The organism is Halomonas sp. Ps84H-12, from assembly GCF_024124725.1.
Classification (GTDB): domain Bacteria; phylum Pseudomonadota; class Gammaproteobacteria; order Pseudomonadales; family Halomonadaceae; genus Vreelandella; species Vreelandella aquamarina.
The window spans coordinates 112,964-138,274 of the sequence record NZ_JAMXSJ010000007.1; the positions used below are offsets into that span (position 1 = coordinate 112,964).

The window sequence follows — 25,311 nt, forward strand, 5'->3', positions numbered from 1 at the left end:
AGCCGCCCATGGGGTTGGGCGGCTTTGTGCGTGGTTTGAGCGTGGCAGAGAAGATGCTTAGCTATCGGTGGAGGTTGCTTGATCGGCAGCACCCACGTTGCGTTCACGCATCGCGGCATGTACATCTTCCAAACTGGTGGGGTCGTCAATGGTAGAGGGAATGCCGAAGGATTTTCCATCGGCGATACTGCGCAGCAGTTTGCGCAGTATCTTGCCCGAGCGGGTTTTGGGCAACCGGTTCACTACCAGCACCTGCTTAAAACAGGCGATGGGGCCGATATGTTGACGCATGCGCTCAATCAGTTCTGCTTCCAAGGTTGCTTCGTCGCCGTTAAAGCCATCTTTGGGAATCACTAGCCCCACTGGTAGCTGCCCTTTTAGTTCATCATGAATACCGATTACCGCACATTCCGCCACTGCCGGATGCGCGCCCACTACTTCTTCCATCTCACCGGTAGAAAGGCGATGACCCGCTACGTTAATCACATCATCGGTGCGCCCCATGATGAACAGGTAGCCCTCCTCATCAAAGTAGCCGCCGTCGCCGGTTAGGTAATAGCCAGGGTAAGCGGCCATGTAGGCACTGTGAAAGCGCTGCGGATCACGCCATACACCCACCAAACACCCCGGCGGCAGCGGCTGCTTGATGACGACGCTGCCCTGTTGCATGGCGGGCGCTTGTTCGCCGTCGCGGTCCAAAATCTGCACGTTGAAACCAGGCACAGGGTAAGTAGCAGAGCCTGCTTTAGTGGCCGCTGCTTCAATGCCCGGCAAGTTGGCGGCAATCGGCCAGCCGGTTTCAGTTTGCCACCAGTGGTCGATGACTGGCACATCGAACAGGTCATCCAACCAATGAAAAGTCGGTGGATCTAAGCGCTCACCAGCAACATATAAGTGCTGCAGGCTGCTGATATCGTACTTTTCCAACTGCTTGGCGTCAGGGTCCTCTTTTTTCATCGCCCGGAACGCTGTGGGAGCTGTAAAGAAGCTCTTCACTTTGTACTCTTCAATCAAGCGCCAAAATGCACCCGCGTCTGGTGTTTTCACGGGCTTACCTTCGTATACCACGGTGGTACAGCCACGCAGTAGCGGTGCGTAAACAATATACGAGTGCCCTACTACCCAGCCCACATCCGAAGCGGTAAACATCACATCGCCTGGATTAAGGTCGTAAATCACTTCCATCGAATAGGCCAAGGCGACCGCATAGCCGCCAGTGTCTCGCACCACTCCTTTGGGCTTACCGGTAGTGCCGGAGGTATAGAGCACATACAGCGGGTCGGTGGCTTTCACGGGTACGCAATCCACAAAGGGAGCATCTGCCACCAGCTCGTGCCAGTCCACATCGCCAGGTTGTAACTCTGCACGATGCGCTTCGCGCTGAAATACCACGCAAGCATCTGGCTTGAAGCTGCTCAGCGAGATAGCTTTTTCGACAATGGGCTTATAGGGCAGCACTTTATCAACTTCGACTCCACAGGAAGCAGCAATCACTACTTTCGGTTCGGCATCTTCAATGCGAGCTGCCAGCTCGTGGGGCGCAAAGCCGCCAAACACTACCGAGTGCACCGCGCCTAAACGGGCGCAGGCGTACATGGCAATCAATGCCTCAGGCACCATGGGCATATAAATAATGACACGGTCGCCTTTGGTTACCCCCAGCTTGGCAAGACCGCCAGCAAACCGCGCCACCCGGTCGCGTAGCTCAAGGTAGTTAATGGTTTGCTTGGATTGAGTAACCGGTGAGTCCCAATAAATGGCGGGTTGATCACCGCGCCCTTGCTCAACGTGGTAGTCAATGGCGGCATAGCAAATATTCAGTTCGCCATCGCCAAACCAGCGAGCGTGCTGCTGGTCGTCATAGGTAAGGATGGTGCTAGGCGGCGTGTACCAAGGCAGCTTTTTGGCCTGCTCGGCCCAGAAAGTCTCAGGATGCTCAATAGAGTGCTGGTAGGTGCGCTGATAGAGGCTCATGGTGACCTTGTGATTATTGTGTCGGTTGATAAGCATCTTCGAAGCAAAGATGAATTGTTGACACTTTATAAAGTAACCATCAATTTCACCCTCATACTATGGGATAAAACGCGACCAAAGCCGTAGCCAAACGCAGACATTGTCGACAAAAAAGCCTTCACTACCATTGATAGAGCGTTAAACCCATATTTGGACAAAAACCGCTAAATTACTGATCATTAAACAACCCAATCCTCGCGACGCGACGATGGCCACATAATCTATAACAACGCTGTCACTACAGTGTAGGCAAGGAGATCCTCATGTCTGCTTCTACTAGCGCCGCTGAACGTCTTCTGGAACATAACTGTCATGCTATTGAAGCAGGCACTAACCTGCTCAAAGCGTTGGCGAATGAAAAACGCCTGCAGATCCTGTGTTTGTTGGCAGAAAAAGAGCTGTCGGTAACGCAAATTAATCAGCAGCTTTCATTGAGCCAGTCGGCGCTTTCTCAGCACTTGGCGATTTTGCGTCGCGACCAGTTGGTCAATACGCGGCGGGAGTCTCAAACCATCTATTATTCACTCAGCAGCGAAAGCGCCAAGGCAATTATTAACACCCTGGCGCAACACTATGCTGCCTAGTATTGGGCACTCAGTCTTGGCTACTTAGCACTCGCTGTTCAAGCGAATCTAACGACGCTGCCAGCCTGCCGCGTCGATCACGCCCAGAGCCTTCACCATGGCATGCTCCACGCCCGCCGATACCGCTAGCCCGACCTTGCGGCTGATGGTTTTCGGCGGCTCTAGCTTCACGCGATAAACCTGCGCTTGAGCAATACGCTCTACTAAATAGGCCTCGCTGGTTCCGACACTATCCACCAGCTTCTGCTCTAATGCTTCACTGCCGTACCAAATCTCTCCGGTGGCAAGTTTTTCAATATCCATATCGGGCCGATGCTTAGCCACGTAAGTTTTAAATAGGCGGTGAGTGTTTTCTAGGTCATCGATAAATTTCTCACGCCCTTCTTGGGTGTTTTCCCCAAGTACGGTCAACGTGCGCTTATATTTACCGGCAGTAAGTAGCTCAACATCGATATCGTTGCGTTTGAGAAGGCGATGAATATTGGGCACCTGGGCGACCACGCCAATAGAGCCAATCACCGCAAACGGCGCGGCTTTAATGTGGCTGGCGGTGCAGGCCATCATGTATCCACCGCTGGCGGCCACTTTGTCGATGCATACCGTGGTGGTAAGCCCCGCTTCTCGCAGCCGGTCCAATTGAGCAGCGGCTAAGCCATAGGCGTGTACCAGACCACCTGCTGATTCCAAACGCACAATGACTTCATCATCAGTGCTGGCCACCTCAATCACCGCCGATACCTCTTGGGCGAATTGCTCGGCTTGTGAGGCTTTAATATCGCCATGGAAATCCAGCACCCATACTTTTTGGGCGTTTTGGGCCTCGCTCTTGTCTTTCTTGGCCGCCTTTTGCCGAGCTTTCTCTTCGTGGCGAAACGCCTTAACCAGCTTTTTACGCGCCCCCTGGGCAGTTGTGGTGACACGTAACCGCCGGTTACGCGCTCGGCGCTGATCATTCAGAGATTCAACATGCAGTTTTAGGCCATGCTCGTTGCTCTCTTTACCGCGCAGCACCAGTAAAACCAGCAGGCCAGCCGCCAACATTACCAGGGTTGTTTGCAGTAAGAATGTGCCCATTTCTGCGAGCCATTCAGCCATTGTCACTCTCCTATTACGGTGTTTAAACGTTTAAAACAATTACCTTTTTTTACTATCTGGCACGCATACTCTACATACGTTGCACACGAGGCTTGATTAAAACAAATGTTTGAAATAGTCTCGTCTTAGGCATTACCTGATGTTTCCCATTAACGCTTAGGAACTTACCTATGTCATCCACTACGCTTGAAAAGTTGCAGTCCCGCTTTAACCCAGAGGCTGCAAAAGGTATGAACGAGGTTTTCCAGTTTCATTTTTCTGACGCCGGTAGCCACTATCTGGATATTCAGGACGGCACACTCGGGGTACACGAAGGCGAACACGATGATCCGTCGGTCAGTCTAAGCATGAGCACCGACACACTAAAAGGGATTATGAACGGTGACATTAACGGCATGACAGCCTTTATGACCGGCAAGCTGAAAGCCACCGGTAACGTGATGCTGGCAACCAAGCTTACTAGCCTGTTTCCCAGCCAGTAAGCCCAGCATTAGCGCCACTTGGCCAAGTGAGTTTCGATCAAGTCTCGCGAAATAGAGTAAGGCGGCGGCAGCGACGGTAACTGCCGCGGCGAAAACCACGCGGCGTCGCTAATTTCCACGCCATCAATTCTGATGCGCCGCGTGGTGGCTTCGGCAAAAAAGCCAAACATCAGCGAATGCGGAAAAGGCCACGCCTGACTATGGTGGTAACGCAGTTGGTCCACATGCACGCCCACCTCTTCAAATATCTCTCGATGCACGGCCTCTTCCGCCGACTCTCCAGGCTCAATAAATCCAGCCAACGTAGAGTAACGCCCGGGTGGAAAACGCGGACTACGGGCAAGCAGCATTGCTTCACCACTGGTTACCAGGGTGATGATACAGGGCGAAATACGCGGGTAGTTGCGATGTCCGCAGGCATAACAGTGCATCGCAAACTCTGCTTCAAGCTTGGTGGCCTTTTCGCCGCAGCGGCCGCAGAAGCGATGGTTCTCAAGCCAGGCGCCTACCTGCAAGGCCGTTGAGAGCAGGCTGAACCATGACGCGGGTAGCTCACTTAGCCACTGACGTCCATCAATCCAGTCATCGCCCGGCTTATTCTCTACCAGTAGCGCCACGGGTTCATCGTGCCAATAGCATAGTGGCTGCATCTGCTCGCTCCAGGGCTGCAACGGCTGTAACGGCGTTAATTCCCCCGTGAGCGGCGCTGGCGCAATATGGCTACGGGAGACACGGATGACCCGCCCCTCTTTGGCATGATGAGGAATTTCACGTTTAAGCATCGGCAGAGGCACCGTCTAGCGGCTCTTGAAACCAGCGCAACTGGTGCGCTTCGCATTTGGCTTGATGAGCGGCGTGCTCTTCAGCAGTTGGCCTCACCACCCGAAGTTGGCCTGGGGTTAGCGAGAGGCGCTGTATTGAAAGCCCTTCGCTCGCCTGATTTTGCTGTTTTTTGTCACCCCCACTTTCTGCATCTAACGTTAGCGCCGTTTGGCCGCCGGTCATTGCTAGGTAAACATCAGCAAGAATCTCGGCATCCAACAGTGCACCGTGAAGTACCCGGTGACCATTATCGATGTCGTAGCGCTTACACAGCGCATCCAGGCTATTACGCTGGCCTGGGTGCATCTCCCGTGCCATGACTAGCGTATCCAGAATACGGCAGTGATCTCGCACCGGGCCTAACGCGGGTGCCTGGCGGCGCTTATTGAGCATGCCTAGCTCATGGTCAATAAAGCCGACATCAAAAGGCGCGTTATGGATAACCAGCTCGGCCCCTTCAATAAACGCCCAGAAATCATCTGCGATCTCGGCAAAGACCGGTTCATTAGCCACTTTGGCATCGTCAATGCCATGTACCGCGACCACTTCCGCGTCGATGTGGCGCTCTGGGTTGATGTATTGGTGATAGGTGCGCCCGGTAAAGCGTCGATTAATCATCTCGACGGCACCGATCTCTACCAGTCGGTGGCCATCTTTGGGGTCAATGCCGGTGGTTTCCGTATCTAGGATGACTTGGCGCATGCCGCTCTCCTCTGGTGTTCATCGATGGCTTCATTAGCCAACTCATCTGCACGCTCATTACCAGGATGACCACTGTGCCCTTTTACCCAGTGCCACTCTACTTGATGCCGCTGGGTTTCTTCGTGGAGGGTCTTCCAGAGCTCAGCATTTTTCACGGGCTGCTTGGACGCCGTTTTCCAACCGCGCTTAATCCAATTATGGATCCACTGGGTAATGCCCTGGCGTACATATTGCGAATCGGTCCATAGCGCGACACAACATGGCTTGTTCAAGGTGCGCAGTGCCATGATCGCCGCCATTAACTCCATGCGATTGTTGGTTGTCTCGGCTTCATAGCCTTTCAACGTTTTTTGATGGGGGCCGCTTTCTAACACTACCCCCCAGCCACCTGGGCCAGGATTGCCTCGACACGCCCCGTCGGTATACACCGTAACCTGAGGCAGCCCCTCGGCTTCTTGCTTACTCACGCTCGCTGTCCTTTTTTTGACGACATTGCTCTGATAACTGGTAGCGCGCCGAAGCGCCGGTTCGAGTCGCACCTAGGGTTGATGATGACACAGGCGCACGTAAGCCAAATTTAACGCGTTGAATGGGGGCGTGACGTTGACGCCGCTGCGCCTGGATCATGTAGCCTTCACCAAGAGGGAGGTTGTGCCTTCTCCCCCAAGCTTCCCAAGGTTCGCCACACTTAGCGTTCACTAGGCCACGAAAACAGCAATAGTCTACGCGCTCCACCTCAAAGTCGACAAACGCCAGCCAGTCGCGCAGCCGGTTAGCGCTTCGCCATCGCCCGTTCCATGGAAACTGAGCCTGTTTCTTACGCCAGCGCTGTGTAATCCCACTAACGCTGATAGGATTAAAGCCAAACAGCACCAAAACGCCGTTATCTGCCGTCACCCGCGCAGCCTCTTGAAGGGTATAGTGGACATCAGAGACATGCTCTAGCCAGTGGTGTAACACCATGGTGTCGATGCAGCGGTCTGGCAGTGCCAGCTGGCCTGGCGGGCACACTAGGCTTGATGAAGATACAGCAAGGGCGCGAGTGGGTGCCCAGCGAATCATGTGAGGAATGGCTGACATCGTCATTAACGCAGGTCCCATGCTCATCTCTAAGCTATGCCCGCCTTTGCGCCCCTCTACCAGCGGCCCTAAACAAGCTCGTTGAGTTTCCCACAAAGCTCGGCCCGCCTCTGTTTGCCAGTACGCCTGGCTCTGAGCCATCCGCTGAGCGAGCATCGGTGCCATCGACGAATTTGACATGAACAGCGCTTCCCTCCAAAGTAACTGACTTTTAGCGACGTTGGCGCCAGTACACTCGCGCCCAGTTAAATATTGAATTTTAGTGTCCACTTATCCAGTTACGGTCACTACTATTACTTTATTTCACCGATTACTTATTTCGAATTTCAAAGGATCTCGCCCATGATGAGCGTGACACCGATTCCCGCCCTAAGCGACAACTATATTTGGCTAATAAGACAGGATACCAGTCAAAGTGTTTGCGTGGTGGACCCCGGTGAAGCCGCGCCTGTCATCGAGTTCCTCGAGCGTGAATCGCTCACTCTGGATACCATTCTGATTACTCATCATCATCAGGACCACACTGGCGGACTAGATGCGCTAGCCAAGCGCTATTCACCCCGTGTGATTGGTCCTGACAACCCCAGCATCAAAGGAATTGATGAGCGAGTGGGCGAAGGGGACCAAGTACGCATTATGGGGCGCCTGTTTGAAGTTATGGCCACTCCTGGCCATACGCTTGATCACATTAGCTACTTTACGCCGGGTATTCCTGGCCTGCTTTTCTGCGGCGACACGCTATTTTGCGCCGGTTGCGGACGCTTGTTTGAAGGCACCCCAGAGCAGATGTTTACTTCATTGAACCGCTTTGCGGAACTACCTGAAGATACCCTGGTCTTTGCAGCACATGAATACACGCAGGCGAACCTGACGTTTGCACGTGCTGCCGACCCTGATAATGATGCTGTTACGCATGCACTGCAGGAGTGTGAGAAGGCACGGATGTTAGACCGGCCTACTTTACCCAGCACGATAGGACGCGAGCTGAAAATCAACCCCTACCTGCGCGTGGGCACCGATAGCGTGCGCCAAGCGGCAGGCTCTCAGGGGGCAAACGATGATGACCTCGCCACGTTCACCACTCTACGGGAGTGGAAGAACCGTTTTTAAGAACGCTATCGAATAGAAACGAACCAAACTATGACCTATCGAACGATTCGCCAGCGCTTACTGTTAAGCGCTGGCAGTACCGTAATAATGGGCCTTTTTCTGGCCGCTGCGGCAAACTCTCAAGCCTCTGCCACTGACACAAACCGCACCTATACCACTGCTAATGACACATCGATGGACGATGGCAACCAGAAAAATGCCAATCGTTTTCAGCCTACTGCGTTGCATCACCACTTCTGGGAAGCCCTTGTGCTTGAACCCCAAGATGCCTGGAGCTCACTACGCTCAAGCTTCCAATGGCAGGAAAAAAAATTGCCTGCCGATGCTCAGGCTAGAGTCGATGAGTGGATTGAGTACTACCGCTCCAGCCCGCATAACATCGCGGCTATTACCGAGCGCGCCACCCCTTGGCTTGCCTGGATTGCGCAGCAGGTCAGCGACCGCGGTCTGCCCGGCGAAATTGCCCTGATTCCTTTCGTTGAAAGCTCGTTCGACCCCAGTGCGCGCAGTCACTTAGGTGCTGCTGGCCTGTGGCAGTTTATGCCAGGCACCGGCGATGCCTTAGGGCTGGTGCGTAACGGCAACTATGATGGCCGTTTGGATGTAGTGACTTCGACAGAAGCCGCTCTGGATTATCTAGAGATGCAGGCAGACCAGTGGTACGAAGGGGACCTGATGCTATCACTGGCAGCCTACAATGCTGGTGCCGGTACCGTGAACCGGGCTCAGCGCCAAGCACAGAGCCAAGGGTTGGATGGTAAGTACTGGGATCTTTCCCTCCCCCACGAAACCATGCAGTACGTACCTAAACTCAAGGCGATTGCAACGATTATTAACGACCCAGAGAAGTACGGCGTTAGCCTGCCGGAAATTCATCCAGACCCTGCTTTTGCCAAGGTACAGCTGGAACAGCCGGTTAGCCTTGCCCAAGCCTCCCAGTTGTTGGATGTCAGCCAGTCCGCGCTGGCCGAGCTAAACCCTGGCCTGCTAAACGGCAGTCTCGACCCACGCAGCGCACAAACGCTTCTCGTGCCTGAAGAAGTTGATACGCAGGTATTAGCTCAGCTTTCGCAGTCAGACAATACCGCACTGGCCTCAGCCAGCACGCCTGCCGTGCACCGCGTTGAAAGAGGCGACAATCTTTCCGCCATTGCCGCGCAGTATAATCTTGATCAGCAAGACTTAATCAGGTGGAATGCCATAGAGCGCCCGGAAGCGCTGCAGCCAGGACAGCTGCTGTCGCTCTCTGGTCGTTAATACTCTTTGGCTACTAACGCATCAGATCAGTAGTTTAGAATTAAGGCTTTGCAAGGTGTTCACCTAGGTTTTGTTACTACAGGAAGTTGCCAATGCCACGTGGTGTGATGTTCACTAAAACGCTTTTGCTAATAAGCGGCTTTCTGCTGAGTTTGTCGCTATCTGCTTCAGATGAGGCCGTTGACACCACCACTACCGCTGTTGAAACGGTGCATGGGCTATCGCTTTACGATAGCCCGGAATTGCCGGAAGATTTCGCCTACTTTCCCCACGTTAATCCGCAAGCCCCTAAAGGCGGCTCCATTACACACACCGCCGTAGGCGGTAGCTTCGATTCCACCAATCCTTTTATTATTCGCGGAACGCCTGCCACCGGCATTTCTCAAATTTATGACACACTGTTGGCCAGCAACCCCAATGAGCCGTTTAGCCTTTATGGCTTACTAGCGAAAGGCGTGCGCCTGGATCCTGAGCGCCGCTGGATTGAGTTCGACCTACGTGAGGAAGCCCGCTTTCAGGATGGCGAGCCGGTCACTGCCTACGACGTAGTATTCTCCTTTGACTTGCTACGTGAAGAGGGTAACCCCTTTTATGCCAGCTATTATGCGGGCGTTGAGCGAGTCATCGCTATAAACGAACATCAGGTACGCTTCGAGTTCAACGATACCGAGTCTCGGGAGCTGCCGCTGATTGTGGCCCAGCTACCCATTCTTCCCCGCCACTATTGGGAACCCCGCGACTTTAGCGCCCCAACCCTGGAAGCACACCCAGGTTCCGGCCCCTACCGGATAAGCGAAGTGGACCCAGGGCGACGCATTGTGTACCAGCGCAACGAGAACTACTGGGGCAAAGATCTGCCGGTCAACGTCGGCCGTTACAACATCGACCACGTGGTATACGAATACTATCGAGACCGGGATATCGCCTGGGAGGCGTTTAAAGCCGGGTTAACAGATTTCCGTATTGATGCCCGCGCAGCCACCTGGGCCATTGGCTACAACTTTCCCGCCTACCGAGATGGCCTGATTAAGCGCATCACCGTTCCTGATGTAAACCCGTCGATGATGCAGGCGTTTGTCTTCAACCTCCGCGAAGAGAAATTTCAAGACCCACGGGTGCGTGAAGCCTTGAGCCTGACGTTCGACTTCCCCTGGTTAAACACCAATATTTTCTATAACACCTACGCCCGCACGGAGAGCTTCTTCCAAAACTCGGAAATGGAAGCCATCGGCGAACCCTCCGAGGCTGAACTGGCGTTGCTCGAACCGTTTCGTGATGAGCTGCTGGCATCTCATCAGTCAGAGCGGCTTTTCACTGATCCACTCCCCATTGAGCATCCGGTGGAGCTTCGTGAACGCTTAAGGCTAGCGCTTGAGCTTCTGCGTGAAGCGGGTTACCGCGTCGATGATGGCGTATTGGTTAATGCCGAAGGCCGCCCACTCTCGCTGGAGGTACTGCTTTACGATTCAGGCTTAGAGCGCGTTGTGCAGCCCATGCTGCGGAACATGGCGCGCTTGGGTATCCAGACGTCCCTACGCATTGTCGATATCAACCAGTACCTTAACCGCGTACGGGATTATGACTACGACATAGTGATCAGCCACTTCCCGCAATCCAATAACCCCGGTAACGAACAGCGGGACTACTGGACCAGCGCCGCCGCCGAAGCGCCGCAAAGCCGCAATCGGATGGCACTGGCCCACCCCGCCGTTGATGCCCTGGTGGAAGAGATCATTCGGGCAGAAGACCGCGAGTCACTGGATACCGCTACCCGCGCCCTTGATAGGGTGCTGCGCTGGGGCTTTTATGTGATCCCCCACTACCACTCCGGCGAGACACGCATTGCGGTATGGGATAAGTTTGGTTACCCGGAACCATTTCCCGCCTACGCCATGGATTTAGATGCCTGGTGGGTAGATAGCGAACGTGAAGCAGCGCTGCAGCAACGTAATCGTCGCCGCTAGCGTTTGTTGTTGCGGCTGACCTTCGTTTATCACAATCGTTCACAACAATAGCCTGTTTACATCATTTCGTGGAGTGCGCTGTGGCACGTTACACCTTACGCCGACTGCTACTGATGATTCCGACGCTGTTCGGCATCATGCTGCTCAACTTCATGATTGTCCAAGCCGCCCCAGGCGGGCCGATCGATCAAATGCTGGCGCGCTTCGAAGGTGCCAACGCCATGGCCAGCACGCGGCTGGACATGGGCGGTGCGGATGTCCAGATCAATGATGACTCGCGAGGCGCACGGGGCATTGATCCACGCTTCATCGAGCAGCTAGAGCAGCAGTTTGGTTTCGATAAACCCGCCCACGAACGCTTCATCGGTATGATGGCGGACTACCTAACCTTCGATTTTGGCACCAGCTTCTTTCGTGATAGACCGGTGATCGAGCTCATGATCGAGCGTCTGCCCGTCTCGGTTTCTCTCGGCCTGTGGACTACCTTACTGGTCTATGTGATTTCCATTCCGTTAGGCATTCGTAAAGCCCTGCGCCACGGTTCACGCTTCGACGTATGGACATCGGGGCTGGTCATTGTCGGGTATGCGATTCCTGGTTTTCTGTTCGCCATTCTACTAATCGTACTGTTTGCTGGCGGCACCTACCTGGACTGGTTCCCGCTACGCGGGCTGACCTCGCCGGATTTTGCCGAGCTATCCGCTTGGGGCAAAGTGAAAGACTACTTCTGGCACATCACCCTGCCGGTTATCGCGGCGGCCATTGGTAGCTTCGCCACCCTCACCATGCTAACCAAAAATAGCTTTCTGGATGAAATCCATAAGCAGTATGTACTCACTGCCCGAGCCAAAGGCGCCGATGAGCAGCGCGTGCTGTATGGGCACGTCTTTCGCAATGCCATGCTAATTATTATCGCGGGTCTGCCCTCGGCAATGATCGGTATTTTCTTTACCGGCGCGCTGCTGATCGAGGTGATTTTCTCCCTGGATGGGCTGGGCCTGCTGGGCTTTGAAGCGGTCATGCAGCGTGACTATCCGGTAATCTTCGGTACGCTGTTTCTCTATACCGTCATCGGGCTGCTGCTCAAACTGATCTCGGACTTAACCTATGTGTGGGTTGATCCGCGTATCGATTTCGCGTCGAGGGAGTCTTAATATGCACGTTCTTACCTCACGCCTCTCGCCTATTACCTTGCGCCGACTGGCAGCGTTTAAAGCTAACCGCCGTGCACGTATCTCGCTGTGGCTCTTTGGCATCCTGTTTATCATTAGCCTGTTTGCCGAGCTGGTCGCCAACGACAAACCTATTGTGATGCAGTATGACGGCCAGTGGTACGTGCCGCTGCTGGTGGATTATCCAGAAACCGAGTTCGGAGGTTTCCTCCCTACCCGTGCCGATTACCTGGACCCGTTTATCCAGCAGCAGATCAGCGACCACGGCTGGGCGCTCTGGCCGATCATTCCGTTCTCCTATCAAACCCTGGATATGCAGATGACGCAACCCTCGCCTGCGCCGCCGGATAGCCGCCACTGGCTGGGCACCGACGACCAGGGCCGCGACGTACTGGCGCGGGTGATTTATGGGTTCAGGCTATCCGTAGCATTTGCGCTAGTGCTCACCGCTGGGTCATTGGTGATTGGCGTTTTTGCTGGCGGGGTACAGGGCTACTTCGGCGGCAAGGTGGATCTCATTGGCCAGCGAGTTACTGAAATTTGGTCGGGGCTGCCGGTACTGTTTTTATTGATTATTTTGGCCAGTTTTGTACAGCCTGGCTTCTGGTGGCTGCTGGGTATCATGCTGCTTTTCTCCTGGCTGGGGCTTGTGGATATTGTTCGTGCCGAGTTTTTGCGGGCCCGCAACCTAGAGTACGTTCGCGCCGCCAAAGCCATGGGGCTTCCTTCACGGCTGATTATGTGGCGGCACGTACTGCCTAATGCCATGGTCGCCACGCTGACGTTTATTCCCTTTCTGTTCACTGGTGCCATCGGCACGTTAACCGCACTGGACTTCCTCGGCTTTGGGTTGCCACCGGGCGCTCCATCGCTGGGTGAGCTAGCCGCCCAGGGCAAAAATAACCTGCACGCCCCTTGGTTAGGGATCACCGCCTTTATGACCCTGGCGATCATGCTTTCCCTGCTGGTATTTATTGGCGAAGGCCTACGCGACGCCTTCGACCCACGCCATGTTAAACAGCGTCCTACTTCTATCCAGGAAAATTCTGCTCAGGAAACGCCCCATGTCTGAACCCACTACCAAACCGTTACTGCGTCTTAAAGAGTTAACGGTATCTTTTGATGGCAATGTGGTCGTGGACGCTCTTTCGCTAACGGTTAACGCTGGCGAAACACTGGCCATTGTCGGGGAGTCCGGCTCGGGTAAGTCGGTTTCCGCACTAGGGGCCATCGACCTACTGCCAAGCAATGCGGAAGTGCGCGGTCAGCGCTGGCTGGAAGAGACCGACCTGACGCGGCTAAACAAGCGCGACTGGAACGGCATTCGTGGCAATCGTGTTGGGTTCATTTTTCAGGAGCCGATGACCTCGCTTAACCCGCTGCACCGCATTGGCAAACAGATTAGCGAAACGCTGCGGCTACACCAAGGGCTGAGCGGTTCAGCCGCTCGCAGCAAAGCAAAAACGCTGCTTGAGCAAGTCAAACTGCCTCGCCCTGACGAGTTGCTGGATGCTTGGCCTCATCAGCTCTCTGGCGGGCAGCGCCAGCGGGTGATGATTGCCATGGCGATTGCCAACAACCCTGCGCTACTGATTGCCGATGAACCCACCACCGCACTCGATGTCACCGTGCAGCAGGAGATTCTCGCGCTGCTTAAAGAACTGCGCGACCAGCACGGCATGGGCGTACTGCTGATTAGTCATGACTTAAACCTGGTACGCCGCCACGCCGACCGCGTCTGCGTGATGTATCAGGGCAAGGTGCAGGAAACCGGCAGCGTTACCGAGGTGTTTAGCAACCCACAAAGCGATTACACCAAAGCACTGATTGCCGCCGAACCCGAAGGCCGCCCTGCAGAACCCGCAAACACAACGCCTCTGCTGACAACACAGCAACTGCGGGTAAGCTTTAAGCGGCCTAAAACGGGGCTGTTTCAGCGCCAGCCTCCCGCCTTTGAGGCGTTAAAGGCCACCAACCTGACTATTGCCCCCGGTGAAACCCTGGGCATTGTTGGAGAGTCGGGGTCCGGTAAAACGACACTCGCCTCGGCGATTATGCGTTTGGTCGCCAGCCAGGGTGAGGTGCAGCTTGGCGATACACCGCTCAGCCAGCTCTCGGGGGATGCGCTCCGCCGCCAACGCCACCGGCTGCAGATGGTGTTTCAAGACCCCTACGGCGCCCTTTCACCGCGGATGCCGGTATTCGATATTGTCAGTGAAGGCTTGCGCTTTCACTATCCAAAGCTTAGCGATGCGGAAGTGGCCGAACGGGTACACCGCACCTTGTGGGAAGTCGGCTTACCGGAAAGCTGTGCGGCCCGCTACCCTCACGAGTTTTCCGGCGGACAGCGCCAACGCATTGCCGTAGCCCGAGCGATTATTTTAGAGCCGGAACTGCTGGTGCTAGATGAACCCACGTCAGCGCTTGACCGCACCGTGCAAAAGCAGCTGGTTGTGCTGCTGCGCGAACTGCAAGCCCGCCGCCAGCTTAGCTATCTGTTTATCAGCCACGACCTTGCCGTGGTACGGGCGATGGCCCATCGGGTCATGGTGCTAAAAGATGGCGAAGTGGTCGAACAAGGCAACTGCTTGGACGTACTTGCTGCCCCTCAACACGCCTATACCAAAGCACTCATCGAAGCTGCGCACTTGCACTAAGTGCCTGGTTAACTTTTTGTTTAAGCAATTTTCCGGATGTTCTGCTGTTTTTAGTCGAAACAAGATACCGCAATGGACATCTAGTCCATTGCGGTATCTCAACGGAAAAGGTCGCTTAAAAGCTGGCGATCTCTTCCGGGGTAAGCTCCCGCCATTCGCCAGGAGCAAGGTCATCGGGCAACAATACATCACCAATCGAGCGGCGATGTAGCGCGTTAACGTGGTTGCCTAAAGCGGCAAACATGCGCTTCACCTGATGGTAGCGCCCTTCGGTAATGGTGAGTTCCGCTTGTTGCGGGGTGATAAAACGCAGCATGGCGGGCTGGGTAGGCGTTTCCTCACCTTCCAGTAAGATACCCTCAGCCACCTGTCCTATCGCCTGCTGGGCGGCCTCGCCTTCCATCGGCTCAGCCAACTCCGCTATATAAACTTTGGCACAGCGGTGGCGTGGCGAGGTCACTCGGTGCGACCATTGGCCATCATCGGTCAGTAACAGTAGGCCCGTGGTATCCACATCTAGCCGCCCTACTGGCTGCAGCCGCTCCACTTTAGGTAAGTCGATAATGTCGATTACCCGCGGGTAGAGACCCCGGCGAGCGGTACACTCCACATCCACCGGTTTATGCATCATCACGTAGCGAAGCCCCACTAGGGCGAGCCGTTCGCCGTTGAGCTTCACTTCGTCATTTTCAGTATCTACCTGGGTGGCCGCCTGCTTGATCGGCTCGCCGTTGAGCGTCACTTCACCGTTTTTGAGCGCCCGTTTTGCGAGGCTGCGGGTTAGTGGTGTGGTCTCACTTAAAAAACGATCAAGGCGCATTATTGCCCCACTCCTGGCAGCAACGAAAAGCGGTCGGCATCTTGCCAGGCAGGAAATTTTTCACGAAAGGCATCTAGGTCCGTTTTATCTAGCGTCCCCGTTTCAATAAACGGAGTATGGGCAGGATGGTCGATCAGCGGTTCGCCTTTAAAATCGACCAGCATGGAGTCGCCACTATAGGCCAGCCCCTTGGCATCTTCACCCACGCGGTTAACACCCACCACGTAGGCGAGGTTTTCCACCGCGCGCGCCTGTAGCAAGGTACGCCACGGATGCCGCCGAGGAGCGGGCCAATTAGCCACGCACAGGATGGCATCATACTCGAAATGCTCGCCCTCTGCTGGCTGCTGGCGCATCCACACTGGGAAACGCAGGTCGTAACACACACTGAGCTGCAGCTTAAAACCGTTGAGTTCTACGATGTGGCGCTGCTTCCCCATGCCATAGCGTTCATGCTCCCCGGCCATGCGAAACAGGTGGCGTTTGTCGTAGTAGCTCACTTCTCCCGTTGGCGTTGCCCACACCATACGGTTGTAGTACTGGCCGTCGTCAACAATGGCGACGCTGCCGGTCACCACGCAGCCCCTTGCCTTCGCCTGGGTTTGCAGCCAGGCAACGCTTTGGCTCTCTTTCATGGGCTGCGCCATTTCCCGGGAATTCATCGTGAAACCGGTGGCAAACATCTCTGGCAGTACAATCAGGTCAGTGTCGCGACTATCTAAATCACCCAGCAGTGCTTCTAAATGCGTGTGGTTGGCTTGGGGATCTTCCCAGCGTAAGTCGCACTGCACCAGGCTAGTTTTTAATTGACTCATGCCACGTCTCCTTTGCATCGGTGTCTTTATCAATTGTGTGCTAGATTAGCATTTTTACTTAATGAGGCTGCTATGCTTCCATCAGCTCCTCGGGACCCTGAAGCGGTCAAAGGCGTCATGTTTGGCTTAACCGCCTACACCATGTGGGGGTGTTTCCCGCTGTTTTTTGCCCTCTTTGACGGGGTTCCGGCCTTTGAGATCTTGATTCACCGCATTTTGTGGTCGTGCCTATTCCTGGTGGGGCTGATTAGCGTGTTGGGCCGCTGGTCACCGGTCGTGGCTGCATTGGTGCAGCCTAAGCGCTTGGGCCGAGTGTTAGCCTGCGCGCTGCTGATCGCCTTTAACTGGGGCATCTATATCTATGCGGTGGAGAGCAAACAGGTGCTGCAAGCCAGTTTAGGCTACTTTCTCACCCCGTTGGTGAATGTAGCACTGGGCATGCTAGTACTTCGGGAAGTCATGGCGAAGCTACAGCTTGTGGCGCTGGGCCTCGCCAGCCTTGCCATTGCGATTCAATTTATCATGCTGGGTGAATTACCGTGGCTTAGCTTGCTGCTTGCTCTTAGCTTCGGCAGCTATGGGCTGTTTCGTAAGCAAGTGCCACTGGATGGACTGTCAGGTCTCTTCGTGGAAACGCTGCTGCTATTCCCGCTGGCGCTAATGGCGCTTACCTGGATGAGCTGGCAGGGCGAGTCACATTTCCTCCACGATGCGCCCATGTCCGCGCTGTTAGTCGTGAGCGGAGTCTTAACTGCCCTGCCGTTGATGGCCTTTGCAGGCGCGGCGCGTCGCTTACGCTTGGCCACGCTGGGGTTCTTAATGTATATCAACCCCAGCATTCAGTTCCTAATTGCCTTGACGATTTTCGGTGAGCCCCTGGGCATGATCCAACTCGCTACGTTCTTGATGATCTGGACCGGTCTTGCGCTCTACTCCTGGTCCTCATGGCAATCACGCCCGCGTCAAGCGGCGGTTTGACGAAGCAGTCGGTAACGCTGGCTGCTCTTTATGAGCCACACTGGTTGCGGTGTTTTTTTCCGGCGGGTAGCCAACACGGAAACCGCCCCAGTGCTTGCCATTAATATAAATCGGCACTGAGAGGTCGTGCATGATCTCGCCAGTATCACGCTTGTAGGTTTGCAGTAGCAGCGGTTTCTCGTGTGCACCGCAACGGCTACCGGTGGGATCATCAAAAATACGCTTACTGCGGCAGTACTTTAGATCGTGGTCATAATCGCCGGTTGGCGCGCGGCTTACAGCAGCATTGTGGGTAGGCACGTAGCCGTTACGGTCACAAGCAATGGCGTAGCTCAAGCCATATTCGTTGAGTAACGGCTCCTGAAGGCTGGGCAACTGCTGATCCGTGAAAGAATCGAACCCGGTATGGTAAAGCGGGGGGCGAGTGCCGTTAATGGCCGCATAATCTGGTTGGAACAGCGCTCTTTCTGATAGCTCCCCTCGGGCAATGGCTTTCTCAAACAGTTTACCGATGCGGTCAGCGGTTTGGCGGGCGGCAAGGAAAACCGTTTGGTGCCGACCCATTAAGCGCTGCTGAGCTAGCTCGCCATCTAAACCCTCTGCGGCATCCATCAGTGCGCGCGCCTGTAGCGCCAGTTCATGCATATTACGATTGCCTTCATCGACATCATCTTCCAATTGGCGCAGGCTGTCGGCAACGGTTTGGCTGTGCTCTTTGGTGCTTGCTGTTCATAGCGTCAGCAACGCTGGTTATCTCCTGCTGAACTTGATCAAACTCTTCGGTAATTGTAGCTAGGCTGCTGCCCACCCGCTGCATGCCCTGAGAGCGCTCGCGAACGCGGGTCATTAAGTCTCCCATAGTAGCCACCACGCTTTGCCCACTTTGGTGCATGTCTTTGACCAGTGCATCGACACTTTGCGTCGCAGTGGAGGTTTTCAAAGCGAGGTTACGCACTTCTCCTGCGACCACAGCAAATCAATCGGTGCTGATCAGCGCTATAAACACTATATAACCCGACAGCCATCACCCCCATACCACCCAATGAAGCGCACAACACAGCGAGGTATTTCCAAGCACCTGGTTGAGACACCAGCCCGATAGAGGCTATCAGTAGTAGCAATGGCACCAGCCAACGAAGTAGTCGCATGTGAGGCACTCTTTTTTAGTTGACGTTGTTGAGTTGGAAAACGCTGGGATGTAGGAGACCCCTCTTTCTCAGTAATCTTAACGGGTTATGCTAATGAAAGAAGTAGCACTTTGGGGGAAGAGCGATCTGTATTGCTGGCAAGGAAACGGCAAATGCCGTAATTATCGTTATAACGCGCTAAACTATTGCCTTTATTTTCAATGCTGCCCTTATGCACACTCGGTCTAAGCCATAGGAGCTTATGTTTAAGCGCTATTTGCCTATTTTTACCTGGCTGCCCCACTACCATAAGCGTTTGCTTGGAGCCGACCTTCTAGCGGGCTTGATTGTGACCGTTATGGTCATACCTCAATCGCTAGCTTATGCCCTGCTTGCGGGATTGCCAGCCGTGGTAGGCCTCTATGCGAGTATTCTGCCGCAACTGCTGTATACCTTTCTTGGCACCAGCCGCACTCTGGCGGTAGGGCCAGTCGCCATCATCGCGCTGATGACTGGGGCCGCGCTATCCTCGGTGGCCGCGCCTGGTACCCCCGAGTACCTGCAGGCTGCGCTGGTGCTCTCGCTGCTCTCAGGTACCATTTTGGTGGCCATGGGCGCGCTAAAGATGGGCTTTTTCAGCAATTTTTTAAGCCACCCGGTTATTTCGGGCTTTTTGACCGCTTCGGGAATTTTGATTGCCGTTAGCCAGTTAGGCAGCCTGTTGGGCGTTTCAAGCAGCGGTTTCACTCTGGTAGAGCGCCTGATGACGCTACTGCCTAACCTGCCTACGTTTAACCCTTATACAGTTGCCATTGGCGGTGGAACGCTGCTGTTTCTGGTGTTAATGCGCCGCTATGGAAAACAAAGCTTGATAAAGGTAGGCCTTCCCGCAACACTCGCTGATTTAATGGCCAAAGCCGGGCCCGTTTTTGCCGTGGTGGTCACTACGTTGGCGGCGTGGCACTGGCAGTTGGCTTACGAGCATGGGGTAGCCGTGGTCGGCACTATTCCCAGCGGTCTGCCCGCACTTAGCTTTCCCTGGGGGGATGCGTCGTTATGGCGAGCACTATTAATACCCGCCATGTTGATTAGCCTAGTGGGGTTTGTCGAGTCGGTTTCTATGGGGCAAATGCTGGCAGCAAAACGGCGCCAGCGTATCTCCCCCAACCAGGAGCTGATTGGCTTAGGGGCCGCCAACTTAGCGGCAGGGTTTACCAGTGGCATGCCTGTCACCGGCGGCTTATCTCGCACCGTCATCAACTACGATGCGGGCGCACAAACGCCTGCTGCTGGGGCCTTTGCCGCGCTCGGCATTGCACTTGTGACCATGGCATTTACCGGCTGGCTCTACTATCTGCCCATTGCCACTCTAGCGGCCACCATCACAGTGTCTATTTTAACGCTGGTGGATATCCCCATGCTGCGCCAAACCTGGCGCTATTCGCGCAGCGACTTTGCCGCCATGGCGGTCACGATTCTATTAACGCTGGTGGAAGGCATTGAAGCGGGTATTATTGGCGGGGTGACGCTCTCCATTGCGCTCTTTTTATACCGCACCAGCCGCCCTCACAGCGCATTAGTGGGCCGAGTGCCGGATACCGAGCACTTTCGTAATGTAGAGCGGCACGATGTGGAGACGGTAAGCAACGCAGCCCTACTGCGCATCGATGAGAGCCTCTACTTCGCCAATGCCCGTTATCTCGAAGACACCATCTACAACTTAGTGGCCAGCCGCCCAGAGCTTGAGCATGTCGTGCTGATTTGCTCTGCGGTCAACCTCATTGATGCATCTGCCCTAGAGAGCCTGGATGCCATTAATGCTCGCTTAAAAGACTCCGACGTCAAACTGCATCTCTCGGAAGTGAAAGGGCCGGTGATGGATCAGCTAAAGAAAAGCGACTTTTTGGATGCTTTAACCGGGCGGGTATTTTTAAGCACATACGCGGCATGGCGCGAATTTTCTTAGCTTTAAGAATCATAACTTATTGAAAAGCCAGGCAACCGCCTGGCTTTTTACGTTGTGCTAAGGACTATTTTTAGTCGCCTATGAGAACAGCGTTGACAGCCTCTCTGGCCTTACCTACTATCACTCGACCACTTAGCAAAACCAAATACCGCATAGCAAAACATAAAGTAACTGAACGTAACGAGCCCAAAAGCAACAATCACAATAGAAGCAACCACAATAAAGGAGCATCTCAATGCGTCCGTTTGCTCACCGCCTACTCATCGCCGCACTTCCCCTTTCTTTATTGAGTGCATCAATCAGCCATGCCAGCGAGGTAGAACTCCCTGGCACTATGGCCTGGACGGCCTACGGCACCAACTCTAGCGGTTACGCCCAAGCCGTTGCGATTGGCAATATGCTGCAGAATAAGTACGACTCTTCTGTGCGCATTCTGCCTGGTGATAACGATGTTTCCCGTATGACGCCCCTTAAACAGGGTCGCGTTGACCTGTGCGCTTGCGGTATCGCCAGCTACTACGGCGCTGAAGGGGTCATGATGTTTGCCGACCGCGATTGGGGTCCGCAGCCGCTGCGCGTGATTACCACCTCTACCGCGTCGTTTGGTCTGTCGCTGGCTGTGGCGGGTGATTTGGACGTTGAACCCCCCGCCGATTTAGCAGGCAAACGCATTGCTTATATTCGCGGTGATGATGCCCTGAACAAAGGCACTGAGGCGTACCTTGCCTTCGGCGGCCTAACCTGGGATGACGTTGAACGCGTTGACTACCCCGGCTATGCCCGCTCTTTCGACGGCATTATTGCTGGCGATGTGGACGCCTCGTTCACTACCACCGTTACACCGCCCGCTCAGCAGCTCGCGAGCAGCCCACGGGGCGTTAGCTGGCCGGTGCTTGACCCTAACGATGAAGCTGGCTGGGAACGCATGGCGGCGGTGGCACCCTACTTCCGCCCCCATGAAGTCACCGCCGGTGCAGGCGGCATTAGCGCCGACAACCCGGTACCCAGCGCCAGCTATCCCTACCCCATTGTGGTGGCGAATCAAGACCTTGAAGACAATGTCGCTTACGGTTTAATCAAAGCGATGCAGGAAAACTACGACGGCTACAAAGATAACGCGCCGGGTGCAGTGGGCTACGCGCTGGAGTACCAGGATTTACAGTGGGTAATCCCATTCCACGACGCAGTGGTGGAGTACTACAAAGAGATCGACGTGTGGACCGATGAGATGCAGGCCCACCAAGACCAACTCGTTGAGCGTCAAAACGTATTAATGCAGGCCTGGGAGCAGTTTATGCAAGACGCACCCAGCGATGCCGATACGTTTACTACTGACTGGATGGCCGCCCGCGCTACGGCGCTCACCGATGCTGGGTTCGAGCCGATCTTCGAGTAACTCGCCACGGGGCGGCGCTCGCCGCCCCTGCTGATTGATGGAACGCCCTATGACCACCGATACCGCACCTGCCAGCACGCCGCAGGTTAAAGAAAAGATCAGCCAAATCCGCGAGCTGCCTCTGGCGCTTCGTTGGGTGCCTGCCACCGTCACCGTATTACTGATGATGATGACGCTGGACTACCTGTTTAACTGGGGCTTGCTCACGTTCGTGACCGGGCTGGAAACTCAGTTTTACTATGCAGTGGTGGCACTGCTTCTGCCGCTCGTGTTTCTGCTATGGCCCATGCGCAGCAGCCAGCAGGAGCAATCGATTCCCTGGTATGACTACCTGCTTAGCGCTGTCACGCTAATTGTGGGCGGCTACTTTGTGTATAACGCTGTTCCCATTCTGGAGCGCGGCTGGGCGTTTGCAGCTCCGGATATCGCCATTTATTTCAGCTATGCCTACTGGTTATTGATTATCGAAGCCGCCCGCCGAGCCGGCGGTTTGCCGATTGCCATCATTGCCGGGGTGTTCTCGCTTTACCCCTTAGTAGCCGATATCGTTCCTGGCCCCATCCAGGCATTCCCCTCTAGCCTGCCTGAAACGGCGATGTACCACACCATGAGCACCGAAAGCATCATGGGGGTTCCGCTACAGGCGTTTGCAGGCCTGGTGATTGGCTTTCTGGTGTTTGGCGTGGTGCTGCAGAAAAGCGGCGGCGGCAAATTCTTCATTAATTTAGCCTTTGCGCTTTTAGGCCATGTACGCGGCGGCCCGGCTAAGGTGTCGATTTTTTCCAGCGGACTGATGGGCTCCATGAGCGGCAGCGTGATCAGTAACGTGCTGACCACCGGGGTACTCTCGATTCCGGCCATGCGCCGCATTGGCATGAGCCGCTCGTTTGCGGGCGGTGTGGAAGCCTGCGCCTCAACCGGTGGCGTATTGATGCCCCCAGTGATGGGCGCCACCGCCTTCGTGATGGCCATGTTCCTGGATATTCCCTACTCAGCAGTGGCGCTGGCAGCGGTCATCCCCTCGATTCTCTATTTCCTTGGTCTGTTCATTCAAATTGATGCCTATGCCGCGCGCAATGACATCAAAGGCCTGCCCGCCATCGAGCTGCCGTCGATTAAGCAAACGCTGAAAGAGGGCTGGTACTTTATCTTCGTCTTCGGCCTGCTGGTGTGGATGCTGCTGATCATGCAACGCGAAGCGGTTGCCCCATTCTATGCGACCGCCCTGCTGTTAGTGCTCAACCAGCTCTCTAAGCAGAATCGCTGGGGTTGGAAGGATGTCACCGAGACGCTCTCGTCGGCGGCCAAGTTATTTGCCGAACTTATCGCCATTCTGGCGGGCGTGGGTATGCTAGTTGGCGCGCTCTCTATGACCGGCCTATCGGGCACCATTGCCAACGACTTTATCAATATCGCCGGCGGCAGCGTGCCATTGCTGCTAATTATGGGCGCGGTCACCAGCTTTGTGTTGGGCATTGGCATGACCGTTACCGCGGCCTATATCTTCCTGGCGGTGGCGCTCGCCCCTGCGCTGATTCAAGGCGGCGGTCTAGACCCCATGGCGGTGCACATGTTCATCCTCTACTGGGGCATGCTCAGCTTTATCACGCCGCCCGTGGCACTGGGTGCCTTTGCCGCCGCCACCGTGGCCGGTGCCCGTCCTATGGAAACCGGCCTGCAGGCCATGCGTCTAGGCAGCGTGATTTACTTTATACCCTTCCTGTTCGTACTGAATCCCGCGCTGATCATGCAGGGCGAACCATGGATGGTCATTGCCGTGTTTATCCAAGCGGTCATCGGCATCATCCTGTTTGCCTCCGCGATGCAAGGCTACCTGATGGGCGTGGGTCGTTTGGGTTACGGCGCGCTGCAGGAAATCGTGATTCGTGCGCTGGTACTGATCGCGGGGCTACTGCTCGCCCTACCGGGCGGCGGCATGGTACCGCTAAGCCAGTGGGATTTGATTGGTTTAGCCGCCGTGGCGCTGCTACCCGCCGTGGTGCTTGCCCGCCTTAGCCAGCGCCATCACCAGCGTTCGCTCACTGCAAACGCTTAATGACACTCTCGAGGAGCCTTATGAGCACAAAAACAACCCTCACCCTCGTACTCGGTAGTTTAACGGCGGGCCTGCTGACGGCTGGCAGTGCCAGCGCCATGCCTAGCACGCTGAATTGGACCGCTTATGGCACCGGCACCAGTGGCCATGCGCAGATTATGGCCATCAGCCAGCTACTACAGGAGGAGCACGGCACTCAGTCCCGGGTTATTCCGGGTGAAAACGACACCATGCGCATGACGCCGCTGAAAACGGGACGCGTGGATCTGTGCGCCTGCGGCATTGCCAGCTACTACGGCTCTGAAGGCGTGATGATGTTCGCCGGGCCGGACTGGGGCCCGCAGCCCATTCGGGTGATTTCTACCTCCATGGCCAGCTTTGGGTTAGGTATGGCCGTGGCAGGCGACGTAGAGATGGATTCCATCGCCGATCTGGAAGGTAAACGTCTAGCCTACCTGCGCGGCGACGACGCGCTGAACAAAGCTGCTGAAGCCTACCTAGCTTTCGCGGGTTTGACCTGGGATGACGTCGAGCGCGTTGACTTCCCCGGCTACAACGCCGCCTTCGACGGCATTATCAGCGGCCGTGCCGATGCCGCTATTACCACCACCGTGACACCGGCGGCGCAGCGGTTAGCGGCTAGCCCTCGTGGCTTACAGTGGCCAGAACTGCCCACTGAAGACGCCGCAGGTTGGGCACAGATGCTGGAGGTGGCCCCCTACTTCCAACCCCACGACGTCACTTCAGGCGCAGGTATTAACGCTGACCACCCGCTTGCCAGCGCCAGCTACCCCTATCCGATCATGGTGAGCAACGCCGATTTAGCGCCAGAAACCGTCACCGGCTTGATCACCACGCTAGTGGAGTCCTTCGACGACTATAAAGATAACGCCCCAGGGGCTAGCGGCTATGCCCTTGAGAATCAAAACATGACCTGGGTGGTGCCTTTCCACGATGCCGTGGTGGCGTACTACCAAGAAAGCGGTGTATGGACCGATGAAATGGACGCCCACCAGAACGCTTTGGTGGAGCGGCAACAGCTGCTAATGGACACCTGGGAAGCCTATCAAGCCGATGCGCCCGAAGACGAAGCGGCGTTTATCGACGGCTGGATGGAAACCCGGCGGGCTGCCTTACAAGAAGCTGGGTTAAACCCCGTTTTTTGATGTTGCTTCAATCACGACGGAAATCATTACCTAAGGCCGCCTCTGCGCG

General features: G+C 55.3%; 23 protein-coding genes. 13 read left to right on the plus strand and 10 right to left on the minus strand.

Annotation, left to right across the window (positions count from 1 at the left end; translation table 11 throughout):
* Positions 1-57: 57 nt before the first annotated feature.
* On the minus strand, positions 58-2,010 hold the full coding sequence (locus NH344_RS05545) for a propionyl-CoA synthetase (RefSeq protein ID WP_290443957.1): 1,953 nt from the start codon (positions 2,008-2,010) through the stop codon (positions 58-60).
* 266 nt (positions 2,011-2,276) lie between these two features.
* On the opposite strand from NH344_RS05545, the gene NH344_RS05550 reads away from it, so the two are divergent.
* Positions 2,277-2,597, plus strand: a complete 321-nt coding sequence (locus tag NH344_RS05550) for a metalloregulator ArsR/SmtB family transcription factor (protein ID WP_044629143.1) — start codon at positions 2,277-2,279, stop codon at positions 2,595-2,597.
* A gap of 48 nt (positions 2,598-2,645) precedes the next feature.
* On the opposite strand, the gene sohB is transcribed toward NH344_RS05550, so the two are convergent.
* Complete coding sequence (sohB, locus tag NH344_RS05555; protein ID WP_253027613.1) at positions 2,646-3,692, minus strand: protease SohB; 1,047 nt, start codon at positions 3,690-3,692, stop codon at positions 2,646-2,648.
* 170 nt (positions 3,693-3,862) lie between these two features.
* Here sohB and NH344_RS05560 point away from each other — a divergent pair, with 170 nt between their 5' ends.
* Positions 3,863-4,174 (plus strand): SCP2 sterol-binding domain-containing protein, encoded by a 312-nt coding sequence (locus tag NH344_RS05560; protein ID WP_054641124.1) that lies wholly within the window; start codon positions 3,863-3,865, stop codon positions 4,172-4,174.
* 8 nt (positions 4,175-4,182) lie between these two features.
* Here NH344_RS05560 and nudC read toward each other — a convergent pair whose 3' ends face one another.
* From nudC to NH344_RS05580, 4 genes are read right to left on the minus strand one after another with little or no spacing between them, the layout of a single operon-like run.
* Positions 4,183-4,956 carry an NAD(+) diphosphatase gene (gene nudC / locus NH344_RS05565; protein ID WP_253027614.1) on the minus strand — a complete coding sequence of 258 codons (774 nt, stop codon included), beginning with the start codon at positions 4,954-4,956 and terminating at the stop codon, positions 4,183-4,185.
* Complete coding sequence (gene dnaQ / locus NH344_RS05570) at positions 4,949-5,698, minus strand: DNA polymerase III subunit epsilon (RefSeq protein WP_062361162.1); 750 nt, start codon at positions 5,696-5,698, stop codon at positions 4,949-4,951. The genes nudC and dnaQ overlap by 8 nt, the downstream gene beginning before the upstream one ends.
* Positions 5,680-6,165, minus strand: a complete 486-nt coding sequence (gene rnhA, locus NH344_RS05575) for a ribonuclease HI (RefSeq protein ID WP_062361160.1) — start codon at positions 6,163-6,165, stop codon at positions 5,680-5,682. Before rnhA ends, dnaQ begins: the two co-directional genes overlap by 19 nt.
* The gene (locus NH344_RS05580) at positions 6,158-6,958 is read right to left on the minus strand and encodes a methyltransferase domain-containing protein (RefSeq protein ID WP_253027615.1); all 801 of its coding nucleotides are present in this window, start codon (positions 6,956-6,958) and stop codon (positions 6,158-6,160) included. Before NH344_RS05580 ends, rnhA begins: the two co-directional genes overlap by 8 nt.
* Positions 6,959-7,120: 162 nt before the next feature.
* Between NH344_RS05580 and gloB the strand changes: the two genes are divergently transcribed.
* From gloB to NH344_RS05610, 6 genes are all read left to right on the plus strand, one after another.
* Positions 7,121-7,888 carry a hydroxyacylglutathione hydrolase gene (gene gloB, locus NH344_RS05585; RefSeq protein ID WP_054641122.1) on the plus strand — a complete coding sequence of 256 codons (768 nt, stop codon included), beginning with the start codon at positions 7,121-7,123 and terminating at the stop codon, positions 7,886-7,888.
* A gap of 30 nt (positions 7,889-7,918) precedes the next feature.
* Positions 7,919-9,145 carry a transglycosylase SLT domain-containing protein gene (locus NH344_RS05590; protein WP_253027616.1) on the plus strand — a complete coding sequence of 409 codons (1,227 nt, stop codon included), beginning with the start codon at positions 7,919-7,921 and terminating at the stop codon, positions 9,143-9,145.
* Positions 9,146-9,237: 92 nt separating this feature from the next.
* On the plus strand, positions 9,238-11,109 hold the full coding sequence (locus NH344_RS05595; protein ID WP_044629152.1) for an extracellular solute-binding protein: 1,872 nt from the start codon (positions 9,238-9,240) through the stop codon (positions 11,107-11,109).
* A gap of 80 nt (positions 11,110-11,189) precedes the next feature.
* The gene (locus tag NH344_RS05600; protein ID WP_228219105.1) at positions 11,190-12,263 is read left to right on the plus strand and encodes a microcin C ABC transporter permease YejB; all 1,074 of its coding nucleotides are present in this window, start codon (positions 11,190-11,192) and stop codon (positions 12,261-12,263) included.
* A gap of 1 nt (position 12,264) precedes the next feature.
* The gene (locus NH344_RS05605; protein ID WP_228219104.1) at positions 12,265-13,353 is read left to right on the plus strand and encodes an ABC transporter permease; all 1,089 of its coding nucleotides are present in this window, start codon (positions 12,265-12,267) and stop codon (positions 13,351-13,353) included.
* Positions 13,346-14,938, plus strand: coding sequence for a dipeptide ABC transporter ATP-binding protein (locus NH344_RS05610; RefSeq protein WP_228219103.1), 1,593 nt, complete (start codon positions 13,346-13,348; stop codon positions 14,936-14,938). Before NH344_RS05605 ends, NH344_RS05610 begins: the two co-directional genes overlap by 8 nt.
* A gap of 115 nt (positions 14,939-15,053) precedes the next feature.
* Here NH344_RS05610 and NH344_RS05615 read toward each other — a convergent pair whose 3' ends face one another.
* On the minus strand, positions 15,054-15,758 hold the full coding sequence (locus NH344_RS05615) for a pseudouridine synthase (RefSeq protein WP_058577908.1): 705 nt from the start codon (positions 15,756-15,758) through the stop codon (positions 15,054-15,056).
* Entirely contained in the window at positions 15,758-16,573 is an 816-nt protein-coding gene (locus NH344_RS05620) for an amidohydrolase (RefSeq protein ID WP_044629157.1), read from the minus strand. Before NH344_RS05620 ends, NH344_RS05615 begins: the two co-directional genes overlap by 1 nt.
* Before the next feature lie 72 nt (positions 16,574-16,645).
* On the opposite strand from NH344_RS05620, the gene rarD reads away from it, so the two are divergent.
* Positions 16,646-17,551, plus strand: a complete 906-nt coding sequence (rarD, locus tag NH344_RS05625; RefSeq protein WP_054645079.1) for an EamA family transporter RarD — start codon at positions 16,646-16,648, stop codon at positions 17,549-17,551.
* Here the strand turns inward: rarD and NH344_RS05630 are convergent.
* Entirely contained in the window at positions 17,525-18,196 is a 672-nt protein-coding gene (locus NH344_RS05630; protein WP_253027617.1) for a hypothetical protein, read from the minus strand. The two genes, rarD and NH344_RS05630, sit on opposite strands and share 27 nt — an antisense overlap.
* 22 nt (positions 18,197-18,218) lie before the next feature.
* A complete protein-coding gene (locus NH344_RS05635; RefSeq protein ID WP_232059449.1) occupies positions 18,219-18,506 on the minus strand; it encodes a hypothetical protein in 288 nt (95 codons plus the stop codon).
* 434 nt (positions 18,507-18,940) lie between these two features.
* On the opposite strand from NH344_RS05635, the gene sulP reads away from it, so the two are divergent.
* From sulP to NH344_RS05655, 4 genes are all read left to right on the plus strand, one after another.
* Positions 18,941-20,644 (plus strand): sulfate permease, encoded by a 1,704-nt coding sequence (gene sulP / locus NH344_RS05640; protein ID WP_074210556.1) that lies wholly within the window; start codon positions 18,941-18,943, stop codon positions 20,642-20,644.
* A 235-nt stretch (positions 20,645-20,879) separates the two neighbouring features.
* Positions 20,880-22,040: a TAXI family TRAP transporter solute-binding subunit gene (locus tag NH344_RS05645; protein WP_253027618.1), complete on the plus strand. Its 1,161-nt coding sequence runs from the start codon at positions 20,880-20,882 to the stop codon at positions 22,038-22,040.
* Between the two features lie 49 nt (positions 22,041-22,089).
* Positions 22,090-24,096, plus strand: coding sequence for a TRAP transporter fused permease subunit (locus NH344_RS05650; protein ID WP_044629162.1), 2,007 nt, complete (start codon positions 22,090-22,092; stop codon positions 24,094-24,096).
* A gap of 20 nt (positions 24,097-24,116) precedes the next feature.
* Positions 24,117-25,262 carry a TAXI family TRAP transporter solute-binding subunit gene (locus NH344_RS05655; RefSeq protein ID WP_253027619.1) on the plus strand — a complete coding sequence of 382 codons (1,146 nt, stop codon included), beginning with the start codon at positions 24,117-24,119 and terminating at the stop codon, positions 25,260-25,262.
* Positions 25,263-25,311: the final 49 nt, after the last annotated feature.